Below are 19,850 nucleotides of genomic sequence, written 5' to 3'. Positions count from 1 at the left end.
TCGGCTTGAACTCACAACGGCATTTTAGAGATGCGACAGTCTCGCCTCTCGATCTGCTGGTCAACGTCAGAGAACCGCGGTCCCAATTGCGCCTGCTGGTCTATATCGACGATGCCAGCGGCAAGCTCTTAGCTCTGCGCTCTGCGGCCCGTTGAAGAACCGTCGGTCGCGCTTAGCTTTGTCGGGTTCGCAGAGCTGTCTGAGCGGATCACCAGCGTGTCGAGAATCCGACGCCAGTCCTGACGTCCACCGAGAAGACGTTACACGACGATATGGTCATCCGCATCTGGCTACGCTCGAACATACTTGCATCAAGAGTCCAGATGCCATTCGTATGTCGGCCAAATCCGACAGTGATCGTCTTCGCCCAACCTGCGGGTGGTTCCTTTATTGCGTGTCGCCTTCTTCCGAGTGTCGATGCCTGATATTCCGCACGATAAGCGAAATTCCCAAGACGACGACAGGCACCGAGATTGCCGTCACAATTTCTGATCCAAACTCGATGCCAAACAAGTGTACCCCTTTGGCGACATATCCAATCAGTCCGACGACATAGTACGATATGGCAGCAACGGAGAGGCCCTCAACGGTCTGCTGCAGGCGTAATTGCATTTTTGCCCTGCGGTCCATGGAGTTTAATAACGTCATGTTGATCTGCTCCAGCTCGACATCGATCCAGCTCCTTAGCAAGGACGTGGCACGAGCCAGTTTGCGCGAGAGATTTGCCTGGCGCTCCTCTACAGATTGGCAGGTCCGCATCGCCGGTGCCAGGCGGCGCTCCAAGAAAGTACCAAGGCTCTCGCTCCCGGATGTCGCTGTTTCGGCAAGCGCCCGAATCCGCTCTTGGACAATTTCGTAGTAGGCGCGGCTGGCGCCGAACCGGTAAAGGCTCATCGCAGCATTCGCTTCGAGTTCGGCCGCCAGACGGGTAATTTCCGCAAGCAGTTGATCGGCTTCGTCGCGAGCGTGCTGTTTCATCCGCTGAGTGACCGCCGTCAGGCTAGCTTCTATCCGGCGGATCTCGGGTGACAGCGATTGTGCCAAAGGCAATGCCATCATTGCAAGTGTTCTATAGGTCTCAATGTCCAGAAGCTTCTGAACGAGCGCACCGCGCGAGCTGTCGGATAGACCGCGGTCAATAACGAGGATCTTTGTCAGGCCATCCCCATCCGGACGGAAATCCGTAAGAATGGTGGCCTCCCCGCTTCTGAGGTCACTGCGGCAAAGGCTCGTCCGGTCGAAAACGGCGAGGTCCTTCTGCGTCTCTTCAGTGTCAGATCTGATCTCCAGCCGTATTCCCGAGATGAAGGGTCCGGGTTGCGAAAATCCGTCACCGAATGGATGCACAGGGATCTCAGCCCCGAACTTTTCCGGAGCGGGGCTGTCCCAGAAATAGGTCGAGAATTCCGTGTGGCGTTCCCATCTCAGCGTTCCTTGTCCCCAGCTGATCGCATGGTGATTGGTCTCGTGAGACGGAGGCGGCGATCCGCTCGATTGGGAGAGCCGCTTTACGATATCATGATCCTGATCGGGCTCGCTGTCCGTCAAGAAAGCAAGCTGAAAGATGACGCGAGGTACCGTAATAAGGGCATATGGCCGAGCGTGGATTTCGCCCACCGCTCTTTCACGAAGAGCGGCCGGTCTGAAAGCAAAAACACCCCTGCTCATTTGGCCCCCGGCAACAGTTGAGTATCTACCCGTTGCCATGCCTCAAATGTCATGTAAATCAATTTGTTAAGCTAGGTCGAGTTTAATCGATTATAGGGCAGCAGTCCGGCTGCGACCCGATAGCGCATGAGCAGCAAAGCGGTCCGCAAAAGTGGCAAAGTTCAGGAAGGGAGCCGGCGAGCGGCAGGTGCAGCATCGCACAACTGGGTGCATCGCGGCACCGGTCCGCGCGATTACGGCGATCACGATTGGACCTGGTTGCCTCGTACGGCCAACGCCGGTGCAAGATTGTCCCAATCGCGCCGGTCGTCCAGGCATGAACGCCTGCGCAAATCGCCGTCGCCGGTCAGAAGCGGTGCTTCCATCAGCGGCGCTGACGGGGCGCTCCGGGCCAAGCTGGGTATATGGATGTTATCAGGCGCCGCAATGCCGGAAGCGGCAGCGGGAGGGCGGCGTCTTCAGGCAACCGACAGTTACAGTCGCCGCTTACTCCGCGCCCTCCCCTCGCCTACCCGGCTCTCAATATCTGACCACTACTTCAGGCGTGCGGCTTTTTTGGCCGTTTCAAGCAGCTTGCGCCTCTGCCTTCAATGGGATCTCGACGTCGATTTCCAAAATCGACACGTGCTCATTGCGATCCATCTTTACTTGGACCTTGTCGTTGTCGAGCTGCACATGCTTGGCAATCACCGCAAGGATTTCCTCGCGCAGCAGCGATACAAGGTCTGAACCCGCCGACGAGCGTTCGTGGGCCAGAAGCACCTGCAGGCGTTCACGGGCCGCGGGGGCGGTTTTCTTCTTGCCGAAAAGACTGAAGATGTTCATGCGGCCCTCCGTCCGAATATCTTGCCGAAGAGACCGCGCTTTTCCCCGGGAATTGTGATCGGTACTTCCTCACCGGCAAGCCGGCGGGCGGCATCGAAATATGCCATCGCGGGTGCACTGCGGCTATCGGCGAGCGTCACCGGCGCGCCAATATTGGAGGCGCGTAGAACATCCATGCTTTCGGGAACAATGCCGAGGAGCGGAATGGAAAGGATCTCCAGGACGTCATCGACTTTGAGCATATCGCCCCGTTCGGCTCGGTTGGCATCGTAGCGGGTCAGGAGCAGATGCTTCTCCATCCGCTCGCCGCGCTCTGCCTTGGCGGTCTTGGCGTCCAATAGGCCGATGATGCGGTCCGAATCACGGACCGAAGAAACTTCCGGGTTGGTGACGACGACGGCGATATCGGCATGGCGCATTGCAAGGGTCGCCCCACGTTCGATGCCTGCGGGGCTATCGCAGATGATCCAGTCGAAGTGGCGCTTCAGGTCGGCCATGACACGTTCGACACCCTCCGGCGTCAAGTTGTCCTTGTCGCGCGTTTGCGATGCCGGGAGCAGAAACAGCGTCTCGAGTCGCTTGTCGCGTATCAGCGCCTGAGGGAGCTTGGCATCGCCTTGTATGACGTTGATCAGGTCGTAGACGACCCTTCGCTCCGCACCCATCACGAGATCGAGATTGCGTAGCCCGACGTCAAAATCGACGACGACCACTTTTTCGTTCCTCTGCGCCAGAGCCGCTCCAAGCGCGGCGGTAGAAGTTGTCTTGCCAACTCCGCCTTTGCCTGAAGTGACGACGATGACTTTCCCCATCTTGCTCTCCTGTGTCCTAGCCGGCTTTCGGCTCAGATAAGTTTCTCTGCCATGATCGTGTCGCCTTCCAGCCAGAGCTGGACAGCTTGTCCTCGAAGGTTCGAGGCCATGTCTTCAGCGGTCTTGTAGACGCCATCAATCGCAACTAGCTCTGCCTCGAGCTTTCGGCAGAAGATCCGCGCGGACGCATTTCCGACCGACCCCGCCATGGCCCGGCCCCGCAAGGTGCCATAAACATGGACCGAACCTCCGGCGATGATCTCCGAACCGGAGGCAACAGAACCGACGATGGTGACATCGCCTTCCGGGAAAATCACTGACTGGCCTGAACGCACGGGCTGCCGGATCACGATGGACTGGAGCGCCGGACGCGCTTCGCTTGCCGGCGGCTTGCTTTGCAGATCGATGATTGGTTCCGCTTTTGGAAGCTCAAAGTCGGAAACCGGCCGTCCGCCCTTCAGTGCAGGCGGCATGCCTGGCCCAAGGATTGACGGCCGCCCGCCCTCGATTCCCATGACGCTCACATTGCGTTGCGTTAGTTCCGCAATAAGGTCCTTCAACTGCGATCGGTCGATCTGCAGGTCCGTGACATCAAGCACGATGGGCCGGCCCAAAAAGAATCCGGCTGAGCGGGCTGCGAGATCATCCAGCCTCGCCAGCCAATCATCGAGCGGGAGATCTGGAGAAAGCATGACCGCGAGGAAAGAGCGGCCCTTGATGCGGATAGAGCGAGCGTCTGTTAGCACTTTGGTCATCTATGTTAAGAAATCGTTGACCATGTCTACCGCCGCCATGGTTAACAAAGAGTTAACAGTATTAAGAAAGGTTTGCGCAGCCGCTGGGCAATCATGCCGCTGGATCTTCTTGACGAAGTCTCTCTGAGATCTCCCGTGCCGACATGGGCTTTCCGACGAGGTATCCTTGAAGCTGGTCACATCCTGTGTCGCGTAATATCGCTGCCTGGCGGACATTCTCGATGCCCTCGGCGGTAACGGGAATATTAAGAGCCGTTGCCAAGGAGATCGTCGCGCGAAGAACCTCAATGCCGTTTGCAGCGTCTTCGACACCCGAAACAAGTGATCGATCGATCTTCATCCGATCGAAGCCAAACTGCCGCAGTGCGCCAATACTCGCATAGCCGCAACCGAAGTCGTCAAGCGCGAACTTGATTCTGACGCGCTTAAGCTGGTCGATGGACCGGCGGGCCTGATCAGGATTCGTGATGAGGACGCCTTCGGTTATCTCCAAAGTCAGGCGGTTGGCGTCGAAATCAGATTCCTGCAGAACCGCAATCACTTGCGCCCCGAAGTCCGGATTACACAGCTGGATTGGTGAGACATTGACGGACAACGTCAGGCCGGGCCAGGCTCTCGCATGGCAGATCGACGCACGCAGCATGTGAACGCCGAGAGCGTCTATGAGGCCGGATTTTTCAGCAAAGTGGGATGAAAGCGTGGTTAACGACAGTCGTAACCATCCAACGCAGTCAGCGGCGCTGAAATGATAGCCCAGCCACCGGGATCCAAAGCAAACACCGCGTTAAGCTGCCCGAAAGAAAAAAAGCGTAGAAGTTCAAATTGATCCATGTTCTCGAGCTGCTGAAACGATCATGAGTACAACCTGGCAGATACTGACGGGAAACCTCGCCGTCGTTGCACTTGTCATGTCGCTGTGGGCTCATTTCTATTATCGATTCCGCGATCTTTCCGCGCTTCAGTCGAGGGTCGCATTCGGTCTGACAATGGGCCTCGGCGCCATTGCATCGATGTTGCTTTCGATCCCTGTCAACTCCGGGGCATTCATCGATTTGAGATCGTCGCTGATTGCGATCTCCGGGCTGTTTGGCGGGCCGGTGGCAGCCATTGCCACGATGGCTGTTGCAGGCGCCTTCCGGATATTTTCAGGCGGAGCGGGAACAATCAACGGCATTACCGGTATCCTGCTGATCGGCGCCGTTGGTCTTGCCGCTCACATAGTCGTTCAAAACCGCAAGATCGGGATTATCGATGTCGTGCTCTTGGCTGCTGCGGTTTGCGTAACACTCGTGGGGTCACTGATCCTGCTAAGCTACGCCGATGGCCAAACGCTTACGACAATCGTTGCACCCGCTGTCTTCCTGAATTCCTGCGCCATCATCATCTCCGGGCTTGTCCTGTTGCAGTTCGAACGCATTGCACTCGAACGTGATCTGTTGACGGCCGCCCTCACCCAGACATCCGACTACCATTACGTCAAGAATAGCCAGAGCCAGTTTGTCATCGTCAACCGCAATGTCGCCGAACATCATCACTTCAGCTCGCCGGCCGAGATGATCGGCCTCACCGATTTTCAGCTTGCAACGCAACGGCGCGCGGAGATCCTGTTTGCCGAAGAGCAAGAGCTTGTGCGGAGCGGTAAACCCGTGATCGACAAGATCGAACAGCTTCGTGAGGGCGAGCAGGAAAGGTGCTACTCGACGTCCAAGTTTCCTTTGCGCGACGGAAAGGGCGAAACCATCGGTCTTGCTGGCGCCACGCGCGACATCACGGAACAGCGGCGCGTGGAGCACGAACTGACCGAAAGCCGGAATCTGCTGTCGCACGCGATGGCCGGCATGTCGGATGGATTTGCGATGTTCGGTCCTGACGGCACGCTGCTATTCTGTAACGAGCAGTACAGGTGCCTGTTCCCCTTATCTGCTCCAGCGCGGATTCCCGGGGCCAACATTAAAGACATTCTGCGGAAGGTCGCGGAGACAGAGGAGCGGCGCGATCTGCCCAAGGAAGTGACAGACGACTGGATCGACAACGCCGTCGCGCACCTGCATCAGGACAAGGACGAGGAGATTGACCTCTGTGATGGCCGCTGGCTCAGCTTGCGGACGCGACTGACGACCGACGGAAAAGCACTTGTTGTCGTATCCGACATCACAGCCATGAAGCAGGCCGAGCACTCGCTACGTGAACTTGCCGAGCAAATGAAGAGTTTGGCGGAAACGGATGCTTTAACGGGGATCGTCAACCGGCGGGCTTTCGACCAGGCGATCGTCATCGAGCTCGCCCGGAGCACCAGAAACCGGACCCCGCTCAGCCTGCTTTTGATCGATGTCGATCGTTTCAAGGCTTATAACGACACTTACGGTCATGTTGCCGGCGACGAAGGTCTCAAAGCCGTGAGCGATTGTTTACGCCAGGTTGTCAAGCGCCGCACCGATGTCGTCGCCCGCTTTGGTGGTGAGGAATTCGTCGTTCTGCTGCCCGAAACCGACGAAGGCGCAGCCCAGGCGCTTGCCCGCAAATTCCTGACGGGGCTTCGGGCGCTGGAAATACCGCATGCGGGCAGCGAATTCCGGTATGTCACCGCAAGTGTCGGCGTTTCGACAAAGCTAAGCTCTTCTTCCGAACTCGTATCGTCGGAACTGATCAAACGCGCGGACGACGCTCTTTATGATGCCAAACGCAACGGTCGCAACCAGATCAGCACCTGGAGTGCCCAAAAATGCGATGGGCGTCGACAAAAGGGGCCATCGCGCTCAAGATGATTGCCCTACCCCGGGGCTCTGTATGCGTTTTTCATGCGCTGCAGGATCTTCTGATCCCCCGCCTGCTTTCAAGCCAGCGTGCGAATTCTGCTCCTCTGTGAGAGCGGAAACAAGAACGGAGTTTTGCTGAAGTCTAGATAGTCGGCCGTGAAGAACTCGGAAGCCGCTGATTTGACGTAAGAATTGAATGATCTGCAGATCTTATAGTTGCAGGAAACAGCCGCCGAACAGGCTGTTTCCTTGCAAAATCAGTTTGAGGTTTCCCTGGCTGGCGAAGCGTGATTCACTGGGTTATCGCGGTGAATCGGAGAGCCAGGCATGGGCAAACCACGTGAACGGCGCGAAACGGGTGAACAGGATCTATTCCGATCCCGGCTCGACCAGATCATCAACATGAAGCACGAACTGGTGCGTCTGGCGCAGGCCATTGACTGGTCAGTGCTGGAAGCCCGTTTTGGTGATGTCTATTCGGACGGAGCGGGCATGCCGCCATTGCCGACGCGGCTCATGGCGGGGCTGGCCATTCTCAAGCACACGTTCAACCTGTCGGACGAGGCCCTGTGCGAGCGCTGGGTGGAGAACCCCTATTTTCAGTACCTGTGCGGCGAGGAGTTCTTCCGGCACGAACTATCGTTCGACCGCTCCTCGATGACGCGCTGGCGGCAGCGCATGGGCGAGGAGCGGATCGCCGCGCTCTTGCAGGAGAGCCTGGCAGTGGCAGTCAAGACAGGCGCGATGAAGCCACAGGATACGCGGCAAGTGATCGTGGACACGACCGTTCAACCGAAGAACGTCATGTTCCCGACGGATGCCAAGCTTATTCACCGGGCGCGCGAACGGCTGGTGCGGCTGGCGAAGAAAATGGGGCTCGACCTGCGCCAGACCTATGTTCGGCTCGGTAAATTCGCCCTGATCCAGCATCAGCGCTATGCTCATGCGAAGCAATTCAAACGGGCTGGCAAGGCGCTGCGCAAGTTGAAGACCTATCTCGGTCGGACCGTTCGCGACATCGAGCGTCAGATCGCGGGCGACGAACAACTCGACGCGATCTTCAAATGGCCGGTCTATCAGGCAAAAACGGTCATGGAACAGCGGCAACGTCAGCATGGCCGCAAGATCTACAGCCTGCATGCCGACGAGGTCGAGTGCATTGGTAAAGGCAAGGCGCACAAGCCCTATGAGTTCGGGGTGAAGGTGTCCGTGGCCACAACACTGAACCGTTCAAAGGGCGGGCAGTTCGCGCTGCACGCGACGGCGCTGCCCGGCAATCCCTACGACGGCCACACGCTCGCGACCGTCATTCCGGATATGGAAAAGATGATCGGCAACGAGCTCTCCCGCATTCTGGCCGATGCTGGATACCGCGGCCATAATGCTCCCGAAAGTCACAAGCTGAGGGTCTTCACCAGCGGCCAGAAGCGCCGCCTCACGCCCGCCATCAAACGCCAGATGCGGCGACGATCGGCGGTCGAGCCCGTCATCGGACACCTCAAGAGCGAACACAGAATGGAGCGGAATTATTTCGCTGGCGAACAGGGTGATGCCGTCAATGCCGTTCTGGCGGCCGCCGGATACAACTTCTCCCTCCTGCTGCGATGGTTCAGGCAGCTTTTGTGTCTGTTAGCCGCACTACTCTTCCCGTTCCAGAGCCGACCAAAGCGGTATCTCCCTGCCTGAAAACGAGTTCTTCACGATCGACTAGATAGTCGACTGAATTTCGCCAAAAGCGGGCGGCCGTCATTTCCGGCATCCTGACACCGTAAAGATCAACCATTTGGCCCGGACGCCCCAAATCCCCCACGACCGTTGGACGTGTCGAGTTGAGCCTGCATCCCTCAACGCCTCAACAATGCGAAGCGAGCTTCGCGTCCATGCGAAGAATGGTGATTTTATTGTCGACGTCTCGCCTCAGGCAGCATCACTGCGCGCGGAAGAACCGCTGTTTCGCGTAATTGGAAGTGTAACGGCAAATGTCGATCCGGATCCCCTTGCACTGCGAACCTCGATTGAGCCTTGGTGCAGTTCGACGATCTGCTTCACCAGACGCGCCAGGATCGAGAAGCACAATGCCCTGGCGCAGGCTTTCCAGGATAGATTCAAACGATTGCGGCATCATCCGGCCCTGATTCAGATATGGCACGTTGCACGTATCCGTAGCATTCGACACTGATGATAATGTTTCGCTAAGATCTCTCAGCAGGAATTCCTAGACGGGACTCTGCAGCCAGCGTGGTGGTTATCGAGGGACCTCGCCGCTGCCGGCAATGAATTGCGCCGGCACCTCAGGTGCCGGCGAGTATCTCAACATCAGTTCGCCGGCTCGGTGGGCGTCTCCGTGACAATCGTGACTGTTGTCGTCGTTTCCGTGGTTGTTGGCTCCTCAACCGTATCCACGGCCTCCGGATCGGGCAGCGTTTCGCGAATCTCGTCGATCTTGCCGACTGCCGGTCCCACGCCGAGGATTTCCTTGGCTTCAGCAAGGGCATCGTCGCTCACGACGCCCCCTTTTGTGAAGCCCGTAAGGGCCTCGCGCAGCGCCTCATCGCTCAGCGCCGGATCGGTCGGAACCACATCGGGCCCGCTTACCTTTTCGAATTCAGCATATGCCATGACGTAGGCCGCAACGGGAGCCAGTCGCGGGTCGTTGGAATGCATGTAGGCGTGATAGTTGCGGTTCAACGAACTCAGTCCAACCGTGTCCGATTTGGTGTTCTTCAGACTTTTCTTTGCAGCGTTGCCGCTCTTGACGGGCTTATCCGCCTTTGTTGCCTTACCAGTCTTTTTGTCATGAACGAAAAGCGATTCGAGCGTCGGCGTGCTTGCACCCGACTTTGAACTCGTCTTCGAATGGGAATGCGCATTGCCAGACTTGCCATGGTTCGAGCCCGCGCTGCCGTGGTTGCCTCCATTCCCATTCCCATTCCCATTGCCGTTTCCACCACCACCAGAATTGCCGTTGCCATTTCCGTCCTTGGCGAGGGCCTCGTTCGAGATTCCGACCGTAGCGCCCGTTAGTGGTGCGACTGTCATCGTAAGCGCAAGAATGCCCCGGCTGATCAGTTTTCTGATTGGCATGCGATGTCTCCTCGTTAAAGCGGCGGCGATGAAAATCACGGCCAGCCGCCGATGAGCGGCTTCAGTGAACGCAACGATAGCTTGCGCGGCGGCGCGATTCCATGATCCTCAGACCAATGCCGCAGCGGTTAGGACTTAGGTCCGATGGATGGATTCTAAACGTCTGATAGTGGACGCTTGACACGCTCGCCATTGACCGCCGCAGCGGAGAAGGTAGGCTATCTGCAAGATCGAAACGGGTCGCCCACGCAATGCGACCAATCCCCGAGAATAACTCGTGCGTCGGCCCAACCTGATTTCAAAATGGAATTCGCAGTCACTGGCCAAGCAGTTCCTGGTCATTGGCGGCATTGTCTCGATTGGAGCGATGCTTCTGGTCGGGGCGTTCGTGACTCGATTGATCGAAGACGCAGTTACACGCAATTCTGCCGCAACGACTGCCCTTTACGTGGACAGTGTCATTGCTCCGCTGCTGCCTGACATGCAGACGAGCCAGGCGCTTGACGACACGGTCGCGCGGGCTCTGGACGAGACGCTCGGGCAAGGTGCGCTCGGCGACCGGCTGTTGTCATTCCGTTTGTGGCGCTCGGATGGAACTATTCTCTATTCGAACGACAAGACCATGGTCGGAAAGAAGTTCCCGCTCAGTGATGAGCTCAAGACGGCCTTTGCCGGCAAGATGGCGGCTCAGTTCAACGAGCTCGACGATGTCGAGGACAAGGTAGAACGTCTTGCCGGTGAACCGCTTCTGGAGATCTACAACCCCGTCCTGCAGCCCTGGTCGGGACAGGTGGTCGCCGTTTCGGAGTTTTACGAAATTGCCAATGACTTCCAGCACAGCCTCAGCCAGGCCCGGCTTCACACCTGGCTCGCGGTGGCGGGTTTTACCCTTGTGTTCTTCGCGACGCTTTCGGCGATTGTTCTAAGGGGTAGCCGAACGATCGAAAATCAGCGTCATGCGTTGAGGCAGCGGATTGACGATTTGTCCGCTTTGCTTGCACAGAACGAGGCTCTCCGGGAGCGTGTCCAGCGCGCTTCCGAACGCGTCACCGCGTTGAACGAGAGCTATCTGCGGCGCATCGGCGCGGATCTTCACGACGGCCCAGCCCAACTAATAGCTTATGCTTCGCTTCGGCTGGATAGCCGCACCGTCGTCAGCGCATCGACCTCTCCTGTCACCCGCGAGCGGGAGATAGCATCCATCAAGGCAAGTCTCGACGAAGCCATGCGCGAAATCCGTACGATTTGCAGCGGTCTGGTCTTGCCGCAGATCGAGGCAGCGAGCCTTTCTGAAATATTGGAGCGTGGTGTTCACGCGCATCGCCAGAGAACCGGGACGATCGTCGACCTGGTGACGTCCAGCATACCTGTTTGTCTATCGCCGTCGGCGAAAATATGCATCTACCGCTTTGTGCAGGAAGCATTGAATAATGCCTATCGTCATGGCGGCGGCGCAGGCCAGCGTGTTATCCAGCGTCTGCAGGGAAATTGCGTCAGCGTAGACGTCGCAGACGATGGGCCAGGTTTCAGTCCCGACGACGTCGGACCTACCAGCCTTGGACTTGCGGGCCTCAGGGAACGCGTTGAAAGTCTTGGCGGTACGTTCGAGATCACATTTGCGGCGCCAGGTACGATCGTCAGGATGACACTCAACACCGAGGAGACCGAGCAAGTATGAGCGAAACGATAAGGGTCGCGGTTATAGACGATCACCCGCTGTTTAGAGAGGGCGTAACGAGAAGCTTGTCGGAGATCGATGGTTTCGAGGTGATCGCCGAAGGCGGTTCGAAGGATGACGCGTTGCGAATTGCACAGAACCTGCGGCCCGACATCATCCTCATCGACATTTCCATGCCAGGCGGGGGACTGAACGCGATTGGTCCGATCCTTGAAGCATCACCATCGCAGAAGATCATCATGTTGACGGTCTCTGAAGCCAACGATGATGTTACCGGAGCCTTGAAGGCGGGGGCGAAAGGTTATGTTCTCAAAGGCGTCGGCTCCAGAGCACTCGCCGACATCATCCGCACGGTGGCTGACGGGGACGGATATGTCGCTCCGACGCTGTCTGCCAAGTTGCTTCACAATCCATCCGAGCCCTCCAACGTTGACGCCATTGCTGCGCTTACCGCCCGTGAACACGAAGTTCTAAAGCTCGTCGCGACGGGCCTTAGCAATAAGGAGGTGGCCCGGAAGCTCGACCTGCACGAGAAAACGATCAAGCATCACATGACACAGGTCATGGCGAAACTTGACGTCAACAACAGGACAGAGGCGGCGATGGTCTTTCGCGATGCGATCGATCGAAAGCCGGTCAGGGACTGAATGATTGAAGCCGCTTTACATCATCAAAAGTGGCGCGCCGATTGACGATCGTGCGCCCTTTCGCATCCTTCATGATGTAGCGTCCCCTTTTGACTTCCTCGCTCATTCCATCGACGTGAAGCACTTCGAGCGAGGAGTTGTCATCGCCCCTTGTCGTTGCCGACACACCAGAGCCTTTTCCGGAAGAGCTGTTGCTCGAGCCGCTCTTCCCGTTGCCACCGCCGCCGTTGCCATTGCCACCGCCGCCGTTGCCATTGCCGCCGCCGTTGCCATTGCCGCCGCCGTTGCCGTTGCCGCCGCCATTGCCGTTGTTTCCACTCTTGGCCAGGGCAGACTGGGTGACCACGTCGAACGCGGATCCCGATATTTCAATCTTGTAGGGAAGGATTGAAAGGGAGACACCAACCAAAGCCCAACACAACGTGGCTAGAAGATTCCGACGCGTAGTCATCGCTGTTACCTGACGCGGGGTCAGCGCCCACGTCCTTTGTCAATTAAAGAGCGCACTTGGAGCAATGGCGAATATTCGGCTCGGAGGCGATGGGCAAAACCTGCCGAGCAAATTTACATGCAGCATCCAAGATCCGAAGCCGAAAAAGCCAGTCCAAGTTCTTGAGATTGCTCATGACGCATGCCGATCGTCAACCCTGCAAGCGCCTGATAAAGGAAGATCAGACCTTTCCTGCGGACGGGATCGGACCTTCGTCCGCTTGCGGATAGGACCAAAGTCCGAGGACAGATGAGGACTGGGAGGGCATGATCAACCCACGAGAGATATGTGCTCGCGTACTCTCGTTTCTTCCAATGTCCAGGTCGCGTTCCGGAGACCGTAATGATCCCTCAATGGCTGGCGCTTCTAAAGAGCACCCACCCCCCGGGTGCGGTTACAAGTTTCTCGGCTGCTGCATTTGAGCTTACGGCCGCAATTAACCTACGCCTCGCCTTGAGGCTGATCAAACCGACAGCAGAGTGTCTGGCAAGAGCCGAAGAGGTTTACGAGCGAGCAAAGCTCTATAGCGAATTGCGCGAAGCCGGTTCGGCATCTACCGTCAACGCGGAAAGACAATTGGCCGATGCTTTAAAATTGCTGACAGCGGAAATGCGGGCGTGCGATCCTGGGCGAAGTGCCAATGACATTATCGTAAGACACATCTTGACAGACGGCGTGCCAGGAGACCAGAACCGCCTGACAAGGATCGGGATGGCATTCCTCACGAAGTTGGAGATTTCGATAGTCTCCGCTCAACTTCATGCTGACCATTCCGGTGATATGGAGCCGCTGCCACCGTTGAGACTTCCACCAATGCCGACGACCATCTACTCGGCTCCGGTTCATGCGCCCGGTGCCGACACCTGACCCGCGGCGTTCGTGCATGCCGCCAAATGCCACAATCTAGACAAGAAATTACCTAGACAATGGCCTTGATGGGATCATCGGTAGAATCAGACCAGTTCCTGATCGGGTCGACCACACGGTCGGTGGTAGCGAGCTTGAAAGTCAGACGTGGCCGGTTCGGGCTCGGAGACTGGAACGCCTAAAGAGATGGCATGCTGCCGGGTTGGCCAGCGCTGTGCAGTCGTTGGTTTGATGAAGCGCCTATCTTCGCCTGGAAGGGGACAGCGTTCTCCGTCTCTTTCGGCAGATCCGGCGACATACACAGGTTTCGGGTGACTATTTGGCGCTGTCGTGACGCCAGTTCGGGGGACCAGATTGTCAGATGATCGACGCAAAGAACAGTCCGTATCCCCCGGTGCCGAAACCGAAAATGGCGTGCCGGGCGACGACACTGCGCCGGTAAAGGTCGAACGCCGTCGTTATCCGCGATCGGCACAACCAAGCAATGAAGAGCCTCCGGCTCCGCCAGCGTTGGAACCATTGCTGTTTTCCACGCGCGGGCTGGAACCGGCAGATCAATTTGCGGCCTGGCAGGCCTATGTCGCTCCCCTTATAGACATTCGGCGTCCGGATAGCCCATCGCAAGAAGCGGCGTTTGTAGCCGATCATGCGGCCTGGAATCTCGGCGGCATGCTGGTCGTTCAACAAAGCACACCTGCCCACAGCTATATGCGATCGGAGGCAAAGGTGCGGTCAAACCTCATCGATCATTGGCACATTTCGGTCCTGCGCAACGGCCGGACTTGGACGGAAGTTGATGGGCATGTCTCGGAGGGCGAGCCAGGAAAGGTGGAGCTGCGTTCTTTGGGCCATCCCTTTCGAGGCCGATCAACCGAGGCACGAGTTCTCTCGCTTTATTTGCCGCGCGAACTGCTTTTTGATGTTCCCGCCTCCAGCGAAATCAAAAACAATGTCGCCTTGTCCGGAACATACACCAAACTGCTGATCGAATATCTGGATGGTGTCGAGGCAAACCTTTCACGTCTGGCTGCAGTGGACCTTCCCTACGTGGTCCAGACCACACGTGATATGATTTTGACCTGCGTTTCAGCATCGGCTTCGAATATTGCTGTTCCGGAGCAACACAGCACCTTGGCTTTGATGGAGCGCGTGCGCCGCTTCGTCCAGCGCAATTTGAAGTCGCCCGATCTCACGACGGATCGAATATGCCGGGAACTCGGTGTTTCGCGCACCCGCCTCTATCAGGTGTTCGAGCCGGATGGCGGCGTTCATCACTATATTCAGCGCCGGCGACTTTTGTCTGCTCACGCTGCCCTGAGTGACATCAGCAATCGGCAGCAAATCGTCGATATCGCCTTTGCTGTGGGCTTTTCTTCTGCTGCCCATTTCAGCCGGGCATTCAGTAAGGAGTTTGGTTACAGTCCGCGCGAGGCGAGAAATGTAGCCGTTCCGCTCTATCTTGGGCATGCTGTCGCACCAATGTCAGAAGTCGAGAGCGCTCATTCCTTCGACAAATGGCTAAAGATGCTCGGCCATAGCCGCTAGTCCCGGCCTGTTCGCCATCACAGCAGGCGATCTGCGGCATTGACGACCTCATTTCTCTTGCCGCACACATCGATCGTGTACCGCCAAATGAACGAATGCTCCATTGTCCAGCCGATGGCGACCGGTCCAAAGCAGCCCGGCGGCCTCCTCACGATGGCTTTTTACTGGTCGCCGCCTCGTCGCAGGACCGTGGGCATGTTTGCTTAACTCAATATCGTGGCCATTGAGGGTAAAATTCCGCATTGCCTATCGATGATTGCAAAAATGGACGCTGCTGCAAGTTTCGGGATGCGTGGCTAACGACACGCGACACTTAACTTATTAGAAAAGAAGCATAATAGCAGTTCAGGCGAGAGAAACCGGGTACATGACGAATGTACTCTCCATGCAAATAGCGCAACCTTTAGGGGGCATATCAATGGAATTTACCCGTCCGACAATACAGATCAGCAACCCGCAACATGGCGCAAGTGATCCATATCGAGCCGTCGAGCGCGAGGAGGTCCTTGCAGCGGCATTTCAAGATTTCGTGCAAAGGGCCCTTGCTGCGGGGTGGAAGGAGCCGGAGGTCGCTTTGACCTTGGCCGACATCGCGGATGACTATGTGATGGCGCTCGCGCGAAGGGTTGCGGCAAATTAGTATTGAGTATCCGTTCGCGTTTCGCACAACAACAAGCGCGAGATGGTGCCAGCAATTCTTCGGCAAGCCCGCCGGCGCTGCTGCTTCGCGACGAAGCGGCTCGCCGGCGGCGTGCGTGGTCTGAGACCGTGGTATTAGCTGGGGGTTTCACATTCGCGGATCATTTGCCCGGATCGATCCGCGAGAAGGCGGCGAGAACTGTGCGCTCAGACTGCATCAGATACGCTTCGAGCGCTGTGCAAGCTTCGGCCGTCAATCCCGCCTCGAGCTTTTCGAGAATAGCGCCATTGAGGTCGACATAGGGCGCGTGCAACAATTCGGGATCGGCGAGAAGGCCGAAGCTGAGACGCAGCTCTGCGGCGATCTGCGCGTAGAAAGCATTCAGGCGCTGACTGTCGGCAAGATCGACGATCGCCGCGTGAAAGACCATGTTTTCGCTGCCGACCATTGCCCAATCCTTGCGATCGCGCGCGACCCTGGCGCGCTCGACCGCTGAGCGCATGCGCACCACTGCCGGATGCTTGGGATAGGCCTTTGCAAGCGCCTGGCATTCGATCATGCGGCGCACACGGTATATGTCGATGATTGAGGCCATGCTCGGCGTGGCGACAAAGACGCCGCGATTGGGCTCGTGGCGCAAGAGATTTTCCTTGGTCAAGAGCCGGAAGGCTTCGCGCAGTGAGTTGCGCGACACATCCAGGCCGGCGCTGAGCGCTGCCTCAGACAGGCGCTGCCCCGGCTTCAATTCGCCCGCGATCAGCATGTCGCGGATCTCCTCCGCCAGACGCGGCGCAAGCGCCGATATGGTATCCTGTTCAGCCATCAAAGCCCCTTCTGCATGGAAATGGATGAAGCATCCGTCTCCTTGCGCATCGATATAGCGGTTCTCGCTCAATGGGAACCATGGGGCGAACGACACGGTCAATCGGGCCACTGCGGCAAACGTCAATCGGGCCAGTCAGACATATTTCTTAAGGGCACGAAAAGTGACAAGCGCGCGGGCGGGTGTTGCAAAAATTGGTTCCGAAGACTGGCCCTCGCTCATGAAATGAGCAGATTGCTCAACACTTCAGCAATATAGTAGAACGATAAATTAATATCGTTGAACAATCTTGACATCGTAAAGAAACGCGACGACGCTGGCTCGTGTCAAAACTCACATGGCCCGCCCGAGGAACTGCGGGAGGGCCCCATAAGGAGAGGGTTTATGGAACAGCTATCTATTTCATCCACAGACGGCGCATCGGCCGCATCGTCTGGCATGTCGCTCAAGTCGCGGCGCGCAGCACTAACGGCTGCGGTCTTCCTGATGGCTACCTCGGCCATTGGCCCGGGATTCATCACCCAGACGGCAACATTTACTACCAAACTCGGCGCGGCTTTCGCTTTTGCGATCCTCTCCTCGATTGTCATTGATTTCGTCGTGCAGCTAAACATCTGGCGAATCGTGACTCTGACGCGCATGCGTGCCTCCGATCTCGCCAATGCGGCAATCCCGGGCGCTGGCTATCTGCTTGCTGTTCTGGTGATCGTCGGCGGGTTATTCTTCAATATTGGCAATATCGGGGGCACGGGCCTTGGTATCAATGCGATGATCGGGCTTGATCCGAAAATCGGCGGCGCAATCAGCGCGGTTCTTTCGATCGGCATCTTCTTATCGAAGCGCGCCGGGATGGCCGTCGACCGCTTCATCATCTTCGCCGGTATCCTGATGATCGCATTGACGCTCTATGTGGCCATCGTATCGGCCCCGCCGGTTGGCGAAGCACTGTTCCAGACCTTTTTGCCGGCAACCGTCGATTTCGCCACGATCACCACTATCGTCGGCGGCACGGTCGGTGGCTACATCACCTATTCCGGGGCCCATCGCCTGCTCGACAAGGGCACGGTCGGCATCGAAAACCTCGGCGCCGTCAACCGCGCAGCGCTCACCGGCATCGCCGTCACCGGCGTCATGCGCTACGTCCTCTTTCTCGCTGTGCTCGGCGTAGTCGCCAGCGGTGTCGTAATCGATGTCTCAGGCAAGGGTGCCAATCCGGCCGCCCAAGCCTTTGAGGCCGCCGCCGGCGATGTGGGCATGCGCATCTTCGGCATTATCCTGTGGGCTGCCGCCATCACCTCGGTTATCGGCGCTGCCTATACGTCGGTTTCCTTCCTCACGATCTTCAAGCAGGACCTTAGTGAGAGAGCCCGCAATATCGCGACCGTGATCTTCATCGCGGTATCGCTGTTCTTCTATGTGATTATCACCACCCCGCCGGCTCAGATGCTGGTCTTCGTCGGCGGCCTGAACGGTCTCATTCTGCCGATCGGCCTGTCGATTTTCATCTATGCTGCCTGGGCTCGTTCTGACCTGATGGGTGGCTATCGCTATCCGCGCTGGCTGCTGGTGCTCGGAGTGCTGGCTTGCGTCCTCACCTGGTACATGGGCTACAAGTCAATCGGCCCAATCTTCGCGCTTCTGACCGCCTAAGGAGACCTGATATGACTGCCATCGATCTGAACAGCGATCTCGGCGAAAGCTATGGCGCATGGGGCATGGGCGACGACACCGCGATGCTCGCCCTCGTCTCCAGCGCCAATGTCGCCTGCGGCTTTCATGCCGGCGACCCGCTCGGTATTCTAAGAACCGTCAGGGCCGCAGCTGAAAAGGGCGTTTTGATCGGCGCGCATGTCTCCTATCCTGATCGCGTCGGCTTCGGCCGGCGCGACATGGATGTCGCAAGCCACGAACTGACCGCCGATGTCATCTATCAGATCGGCGCACTGAAGGGCATCGCAGCGGCAGCGGGTGTCACCGTCGGTTACGTCAAGCCGCACGGCGCTCTCTACAACCGCATCGCCCGCGACCCGAAGCAAGCCCAGGCAGTGATCGACGGCATCAAGGCGGTGGATCCCTCGTTGGTGCTGATGGGTCTTGCAAATACGCCAATTCTCAAGCTCGCCCGCGACTGCGGCTTGAAGGCCGTGGCGGAAGCCTTTGCCGACCGGGCCTATACGCCCGATGGCGACCTTGTCTCACGCCGTGCACCGGGTGCCGTCCTGCATGATCCCCAGCTGATCGCTCGCCGCATGCTGCAGCTTGCCCATGAAGGTACGCTCGAAGCGGTCGACGGCTCGACCATCAAGATCGACGCCCAGTCGATCTGCGTGCATGGCGACAGCCCCAGCGCTGTCTCCATCGCCAAGGAGATCCGCCGCGTCTTCGAAGTCGACGGGATTGCCGTCCGCTCCTTCCTGGCCGCCTGACCAACCTGCGAGAGACATGCAATGATCGCCATCGAACATCTTCGCCACATCAATGCTGGGCCGGCTCAAAAGGCCCGCGAACGCTATCGGGTAGGCAGCATCGAGCCGACTTCGGGCGTCGCGCCGGGCTTCACCCAGGCTAATATGATCGTGCTTCCGCGCGACTGGGCCTTCGATTTCCTGCTCTATGCGCAGCGCAATCCAAAGGCTTGTCCGGTGCTCGATGTCTCCGATCCGGGTTCGCATGCGACCCTGCTTGCGCCCGGCGCCGACCTTCGCACTGATCTGCCGCTCTATCGCATCTGGCGTGATGGAAAGCTCGCCCAAGAGACAGCGGATGCGACCGCAGCCTGGGCCGAATATCCCGACCTCGTCAGCTTCCTGATCGGCTGTAGCTTCACCTTCGAGACACCGATGGCGCAGGCCGGGATCGAGATCCGCCACATCACGGACAAGTCCAATGTGCCGATGTATCTGACCAACCGGCCTTGCCGGCCGGCCGGCCGCCTGCATGGGAACATGGTCGTGTCCATGCGGCCGATCCAAGCGTCGCGCGTGGCGGACGCCGCGACCATCTCGGGACGCTTCCCGGCAGTGCATGGCGCACCCGTGCATGTCGGCACGCCGGAAGCGATCGGCATCAAGGATCTCGCCGCGCCGGAATTCGGCGATCCGGTACGCATCGAGCCGGGCGAGGTCCCGGTCTTCTGGGCCTGCGGCGTCACCCCGCAGGCGGCCGTGATGGCCTCCCGTGTCCCCTTTGCGATCACCCATGCGCCGGGACACATGTTCATCACCGACATCCCCGACTCCGCCTATCACGCTTGAGGTTCC

At 58.0% G+C, this 19,850-nt stretch carries 18 protein-coding genes and 1 pseudogene; 10 read left to right on the top strand and 9 right to left on the bottom strand.

The window, feature by feature from the left end:
- Positions 1 to 387 precede the first annotated feature (387 nt).
- The 5 genes and pseudogenes from QA644_RS26730 to QA644_RS26710 all read right to left on the bottom strand — a co-directional run.
- On the bottom strand, positions 388 to 1,668 hold the full coding sequence (locus QA644_RS26730) for a DUF3422 family protein (RefSeq protein ID WP_283073926.1): 1,281 nt from the start codon (positions 1,666 to 1,668) through the stop codon (positions 388 to 390).
- 564 nt (positions 1,669 to 2,232) lie between these two features.
- Positions 2,233 to 2,493, bottom strand: coding sequence for a cell division topological specificity factor MinE (minE, locus tag QA644_RS26725; RefSeq protein ID WP_194731194.1), 261 nt, complete (start codon positions 2,491 to 2,493; stop codon positions 2,233 to 2,235).
- Positions 2,490 to 3,305 carry a septum site-determining protein MinD gene (gene minD, locus QA644_RS26720; protein WP_040115446.1) on the bottom strand — a complete coding sequence of 272 codons (816 nt, stop codon included), beginning with the start codon at positions 3,303 to 3,305 and terminating at the stop codon, positions 2,490 to 2,492. The genes minE and minD overlap by 4 nt, the downstream gene beginning before the upstream one ends.
- A gap of 32 nt (positions 3,306 to 3,337) precedes the next feature.
- Positions 3,338 to 4,060, bottom strand: coding sequence for a septum site-determining protein MinC (minC, locus tag QA644_RS26715; RefSeq protein WP_074071847.1), 723 nt, complete (start codon positions 4,058 to 4,060; stop codon positions 3,338 to 3,340).
- Positions 4,061 to 4,151: 91 nt separating this feature from the next.
- Positions 4,152 to 4,755: pseudogene (locus QA644_RS26710) on the bottom strand (EAL domain-containing protein); the annotation flags it as partial.
- Positions 4,756 to 4,914: 159 nt separating this feature from the next.
- Here QA644_RS26710 and QA644_RS26705 point away from each other — a divergent pair.
- A complete protein-coding gene (locus tag QA644_RS26705; protein ID WP_283073925.1) occupies positions 4,915 to 6,825 on the top strand; it encodes a diguanylate cyclase in 1,911 nt (636 codons plus the stop codon).
- A 318-nt stretch (positions 6,826 to 7,143) separates the two neighbouring features.
- On the top strand, positions 7,144 to 8,502 hold the full coding sequence (locus tag QA644_RS26700) for an IS5 family transposase (protein ID WP_283068614.1): 1,359 nt from the start codon (positions 7,144 to 7,146) through the stop codon (positions 8,500 to 8,502).
- A 241-nt stretch (positions 8,503 to 8,743) separates the two neighbouring features.
- Here the strand turns inward: QA644_RS26700 and QA644_RS26695 are convergent, their stop codons facing one another.
- Together QA644_RS26695 and QA644_RS26690 are read right to left on the bottom strand one after the other, a co-directional pair.
- Positions 8,744 to 8,965: a hypothetical protein gene (locus QA644_RS26695; protein ID WP_283074093.1), complete on the bottom strand. Its 222-nt coding sequence runs from the start codon at positions 8,963 to 8,965 to the stop codon at positions 8,744 to 8,746.
- 167 nt (positions 8,966 to 9,132) lie between these two features.
- Positions 9,133 to 9,900: a hypothetical protein gene (locus QA644_RS26690; protein ID WP_283073924.1), complete on the bottom strand. Its 768-nt coding sequence runs from the start codon at positions 9,898 to 9,900 to the stop codon at positions 9,133 to 9,135.
- Positions 9,901 to 10,177: 277 nt separating this feature from the next.
- Here QA644_RS26690 and QA644_RS26685 point away from each other — a divergent pair, with 277 nt between their 5' ends.
- Positions 10,178 to 11,578: a sensor histidine kinase gene (locus tag QA644_RS26685; RefSeq protein WP_283073923.1), complete on the top strand. Its 1,401-nt coding sequence runs from the start codon at positions 10,178 to 10,180 to the stop codon at positions 11,576 to 11,578.
- Complete coding sequence (locus QA644_RS26680; RefSeq protein ID WP_092588006.1) at positions 11,575 to 12,225, top strand: response regulator transcription factor; 651 nt, start codon at positions 11,575 to 11,577, stop codon at positions 12,223 to 12,225. The genes QA644_RS26685 and QA644_RS26680 overlap by 4 nt, the downstream gene beginning before the upstream one ends.
- Here the strand turns inward: QA644_RS26680 and QA644_RS26675 are convergent.
- Entirely contained in the window at positions 12,215 to 12,676 is a 462-nt protein-coding gene (locus QA644_RS26675; protein WP_194731197.1) for a hypothetical protein, read from the bottom strand. The genes QA644_RS26680 and QA644_RS26675 overlap by 11 nt on opposite strands.
- A 381-nt stretch (positions 12,677 to 13,057) precedes the next feature.
- On the opposite strand from QA644_RS26675, the gene QA644_RS26670 reads away from it, so the two are divergent.
- From QA644_RS26670 to QA644_RS26660, 3 genes are all read left to right on the top strand, one after another.
- Positions 13,058 to 13,582, top strand: coding sequence for a hypothetical protein (locus tag QA644_RS26670; protein ID WP_283073922.1), 525 nt, complete (start codon positions 13,058 to 13,060; stop codon positions 13,580 to 13,582).
- Positions 13,583 to 13,996: 414 nt separating this feature from the next.
- Entirely contained in the window at positions 13,997 to 15,127 is a 1,131-nt protein-coding gene (locus QA644_RS26665) for a helix-turn-helix domain-containing protein (RefSeq protein WP_239603586.1), read from the top strand.
- Between the two features lie 418 nt (positions 15,128 to 15,545).
- Entirely contained in the window at positions 15,546 to 15,767 is a 222-nt protein-coding gene (locus QA644_RS26660; protein ID WP_022717815.1) for a hypothetical protein, read from the top strand.
- A 160-nt stretch (positions 15,768 to 15,927) separates the two neighbouring features.
- On the opposite strand, the gene QA644_RS26655 is transcribed toward QA644_RS26660, so the two are convergent.
- Positions 15,928 to 16,590: a GntR family transcriptional regulator gene (locus QA644_RS26655; RefSeq protein WP_074071838.1), complete on the bottom strand. Its 663-nt coding sequence runs from the start codon at positions 16,588 to 16,590 to the stop codon at positions 15,928 to 15,930.
- A 384-nt stretch (positions 16,591 to 16,974) separates the two neighbouring features.
- Here QA644_RS26655 and QA644_RS26650 point away from each other — a divergent pair, with 384 nt between their 5' ends.
- The 3 genes from QA644_RS26650 to QA644_RS26640 are packed head-to-tail and all read left to right on the top strand — an operon-like array spanning position 16,975 to position 19,844.
- On the top strand, positions 16,975 to 18,240 hold the full coding sequence (locus QA644_RS26650) for an NRAMP family divalent metal transporter (protein WP_283073921.1): 1,266 nt from the start codon (positions 16,975 to 16,977) through the stop codon (positions 18,238 to 18,240).
- 11 nt (positions 18,241 to 18,251) lie between these two features.
- The gene (locus tag QA644_RS26645) at positions 18,252 to 19,016 is read left to right on the top strand and encodes a 5-oxoprolinase subunit PxpA (RefSeq protein WP_283073920.1); all 765 of its coding nucleotides are present in this window, start codon (positions 18,252 to 18,254) and stop codon (positions 19,014 to 19,016) included.
- 21 nt (positions 19,017 to 19,037) lie between these two features.
- The gene (locus QA644_RS26640) at positions 19,038 to 19,844 is read left to right on the top strand and encodes a putative hydro-lyase (RefSeq protein WP_283073919.1); all 807 of its coding nucleotides are present in this window, start codon (positions 19,038 to 19,040) and stop codon (positions 19,842 to 19,844) included.
- Positions 19,845 to 19,850 lie beyond the last annotated feature (6 nt).

The organism is Rhizobium sp. CC1099 (assembly GCF_029714385.1).
Lineage (GTDB): Bacteria > Pseudomonadota > Alphaproteobacteria > Rhizobiales > Rhizobiaceae > Rhizobium.
Note: the sequence above shows the minus strand (reverse complement) of the source record. Positions and strands in the feature narration are given on the sequence as shown.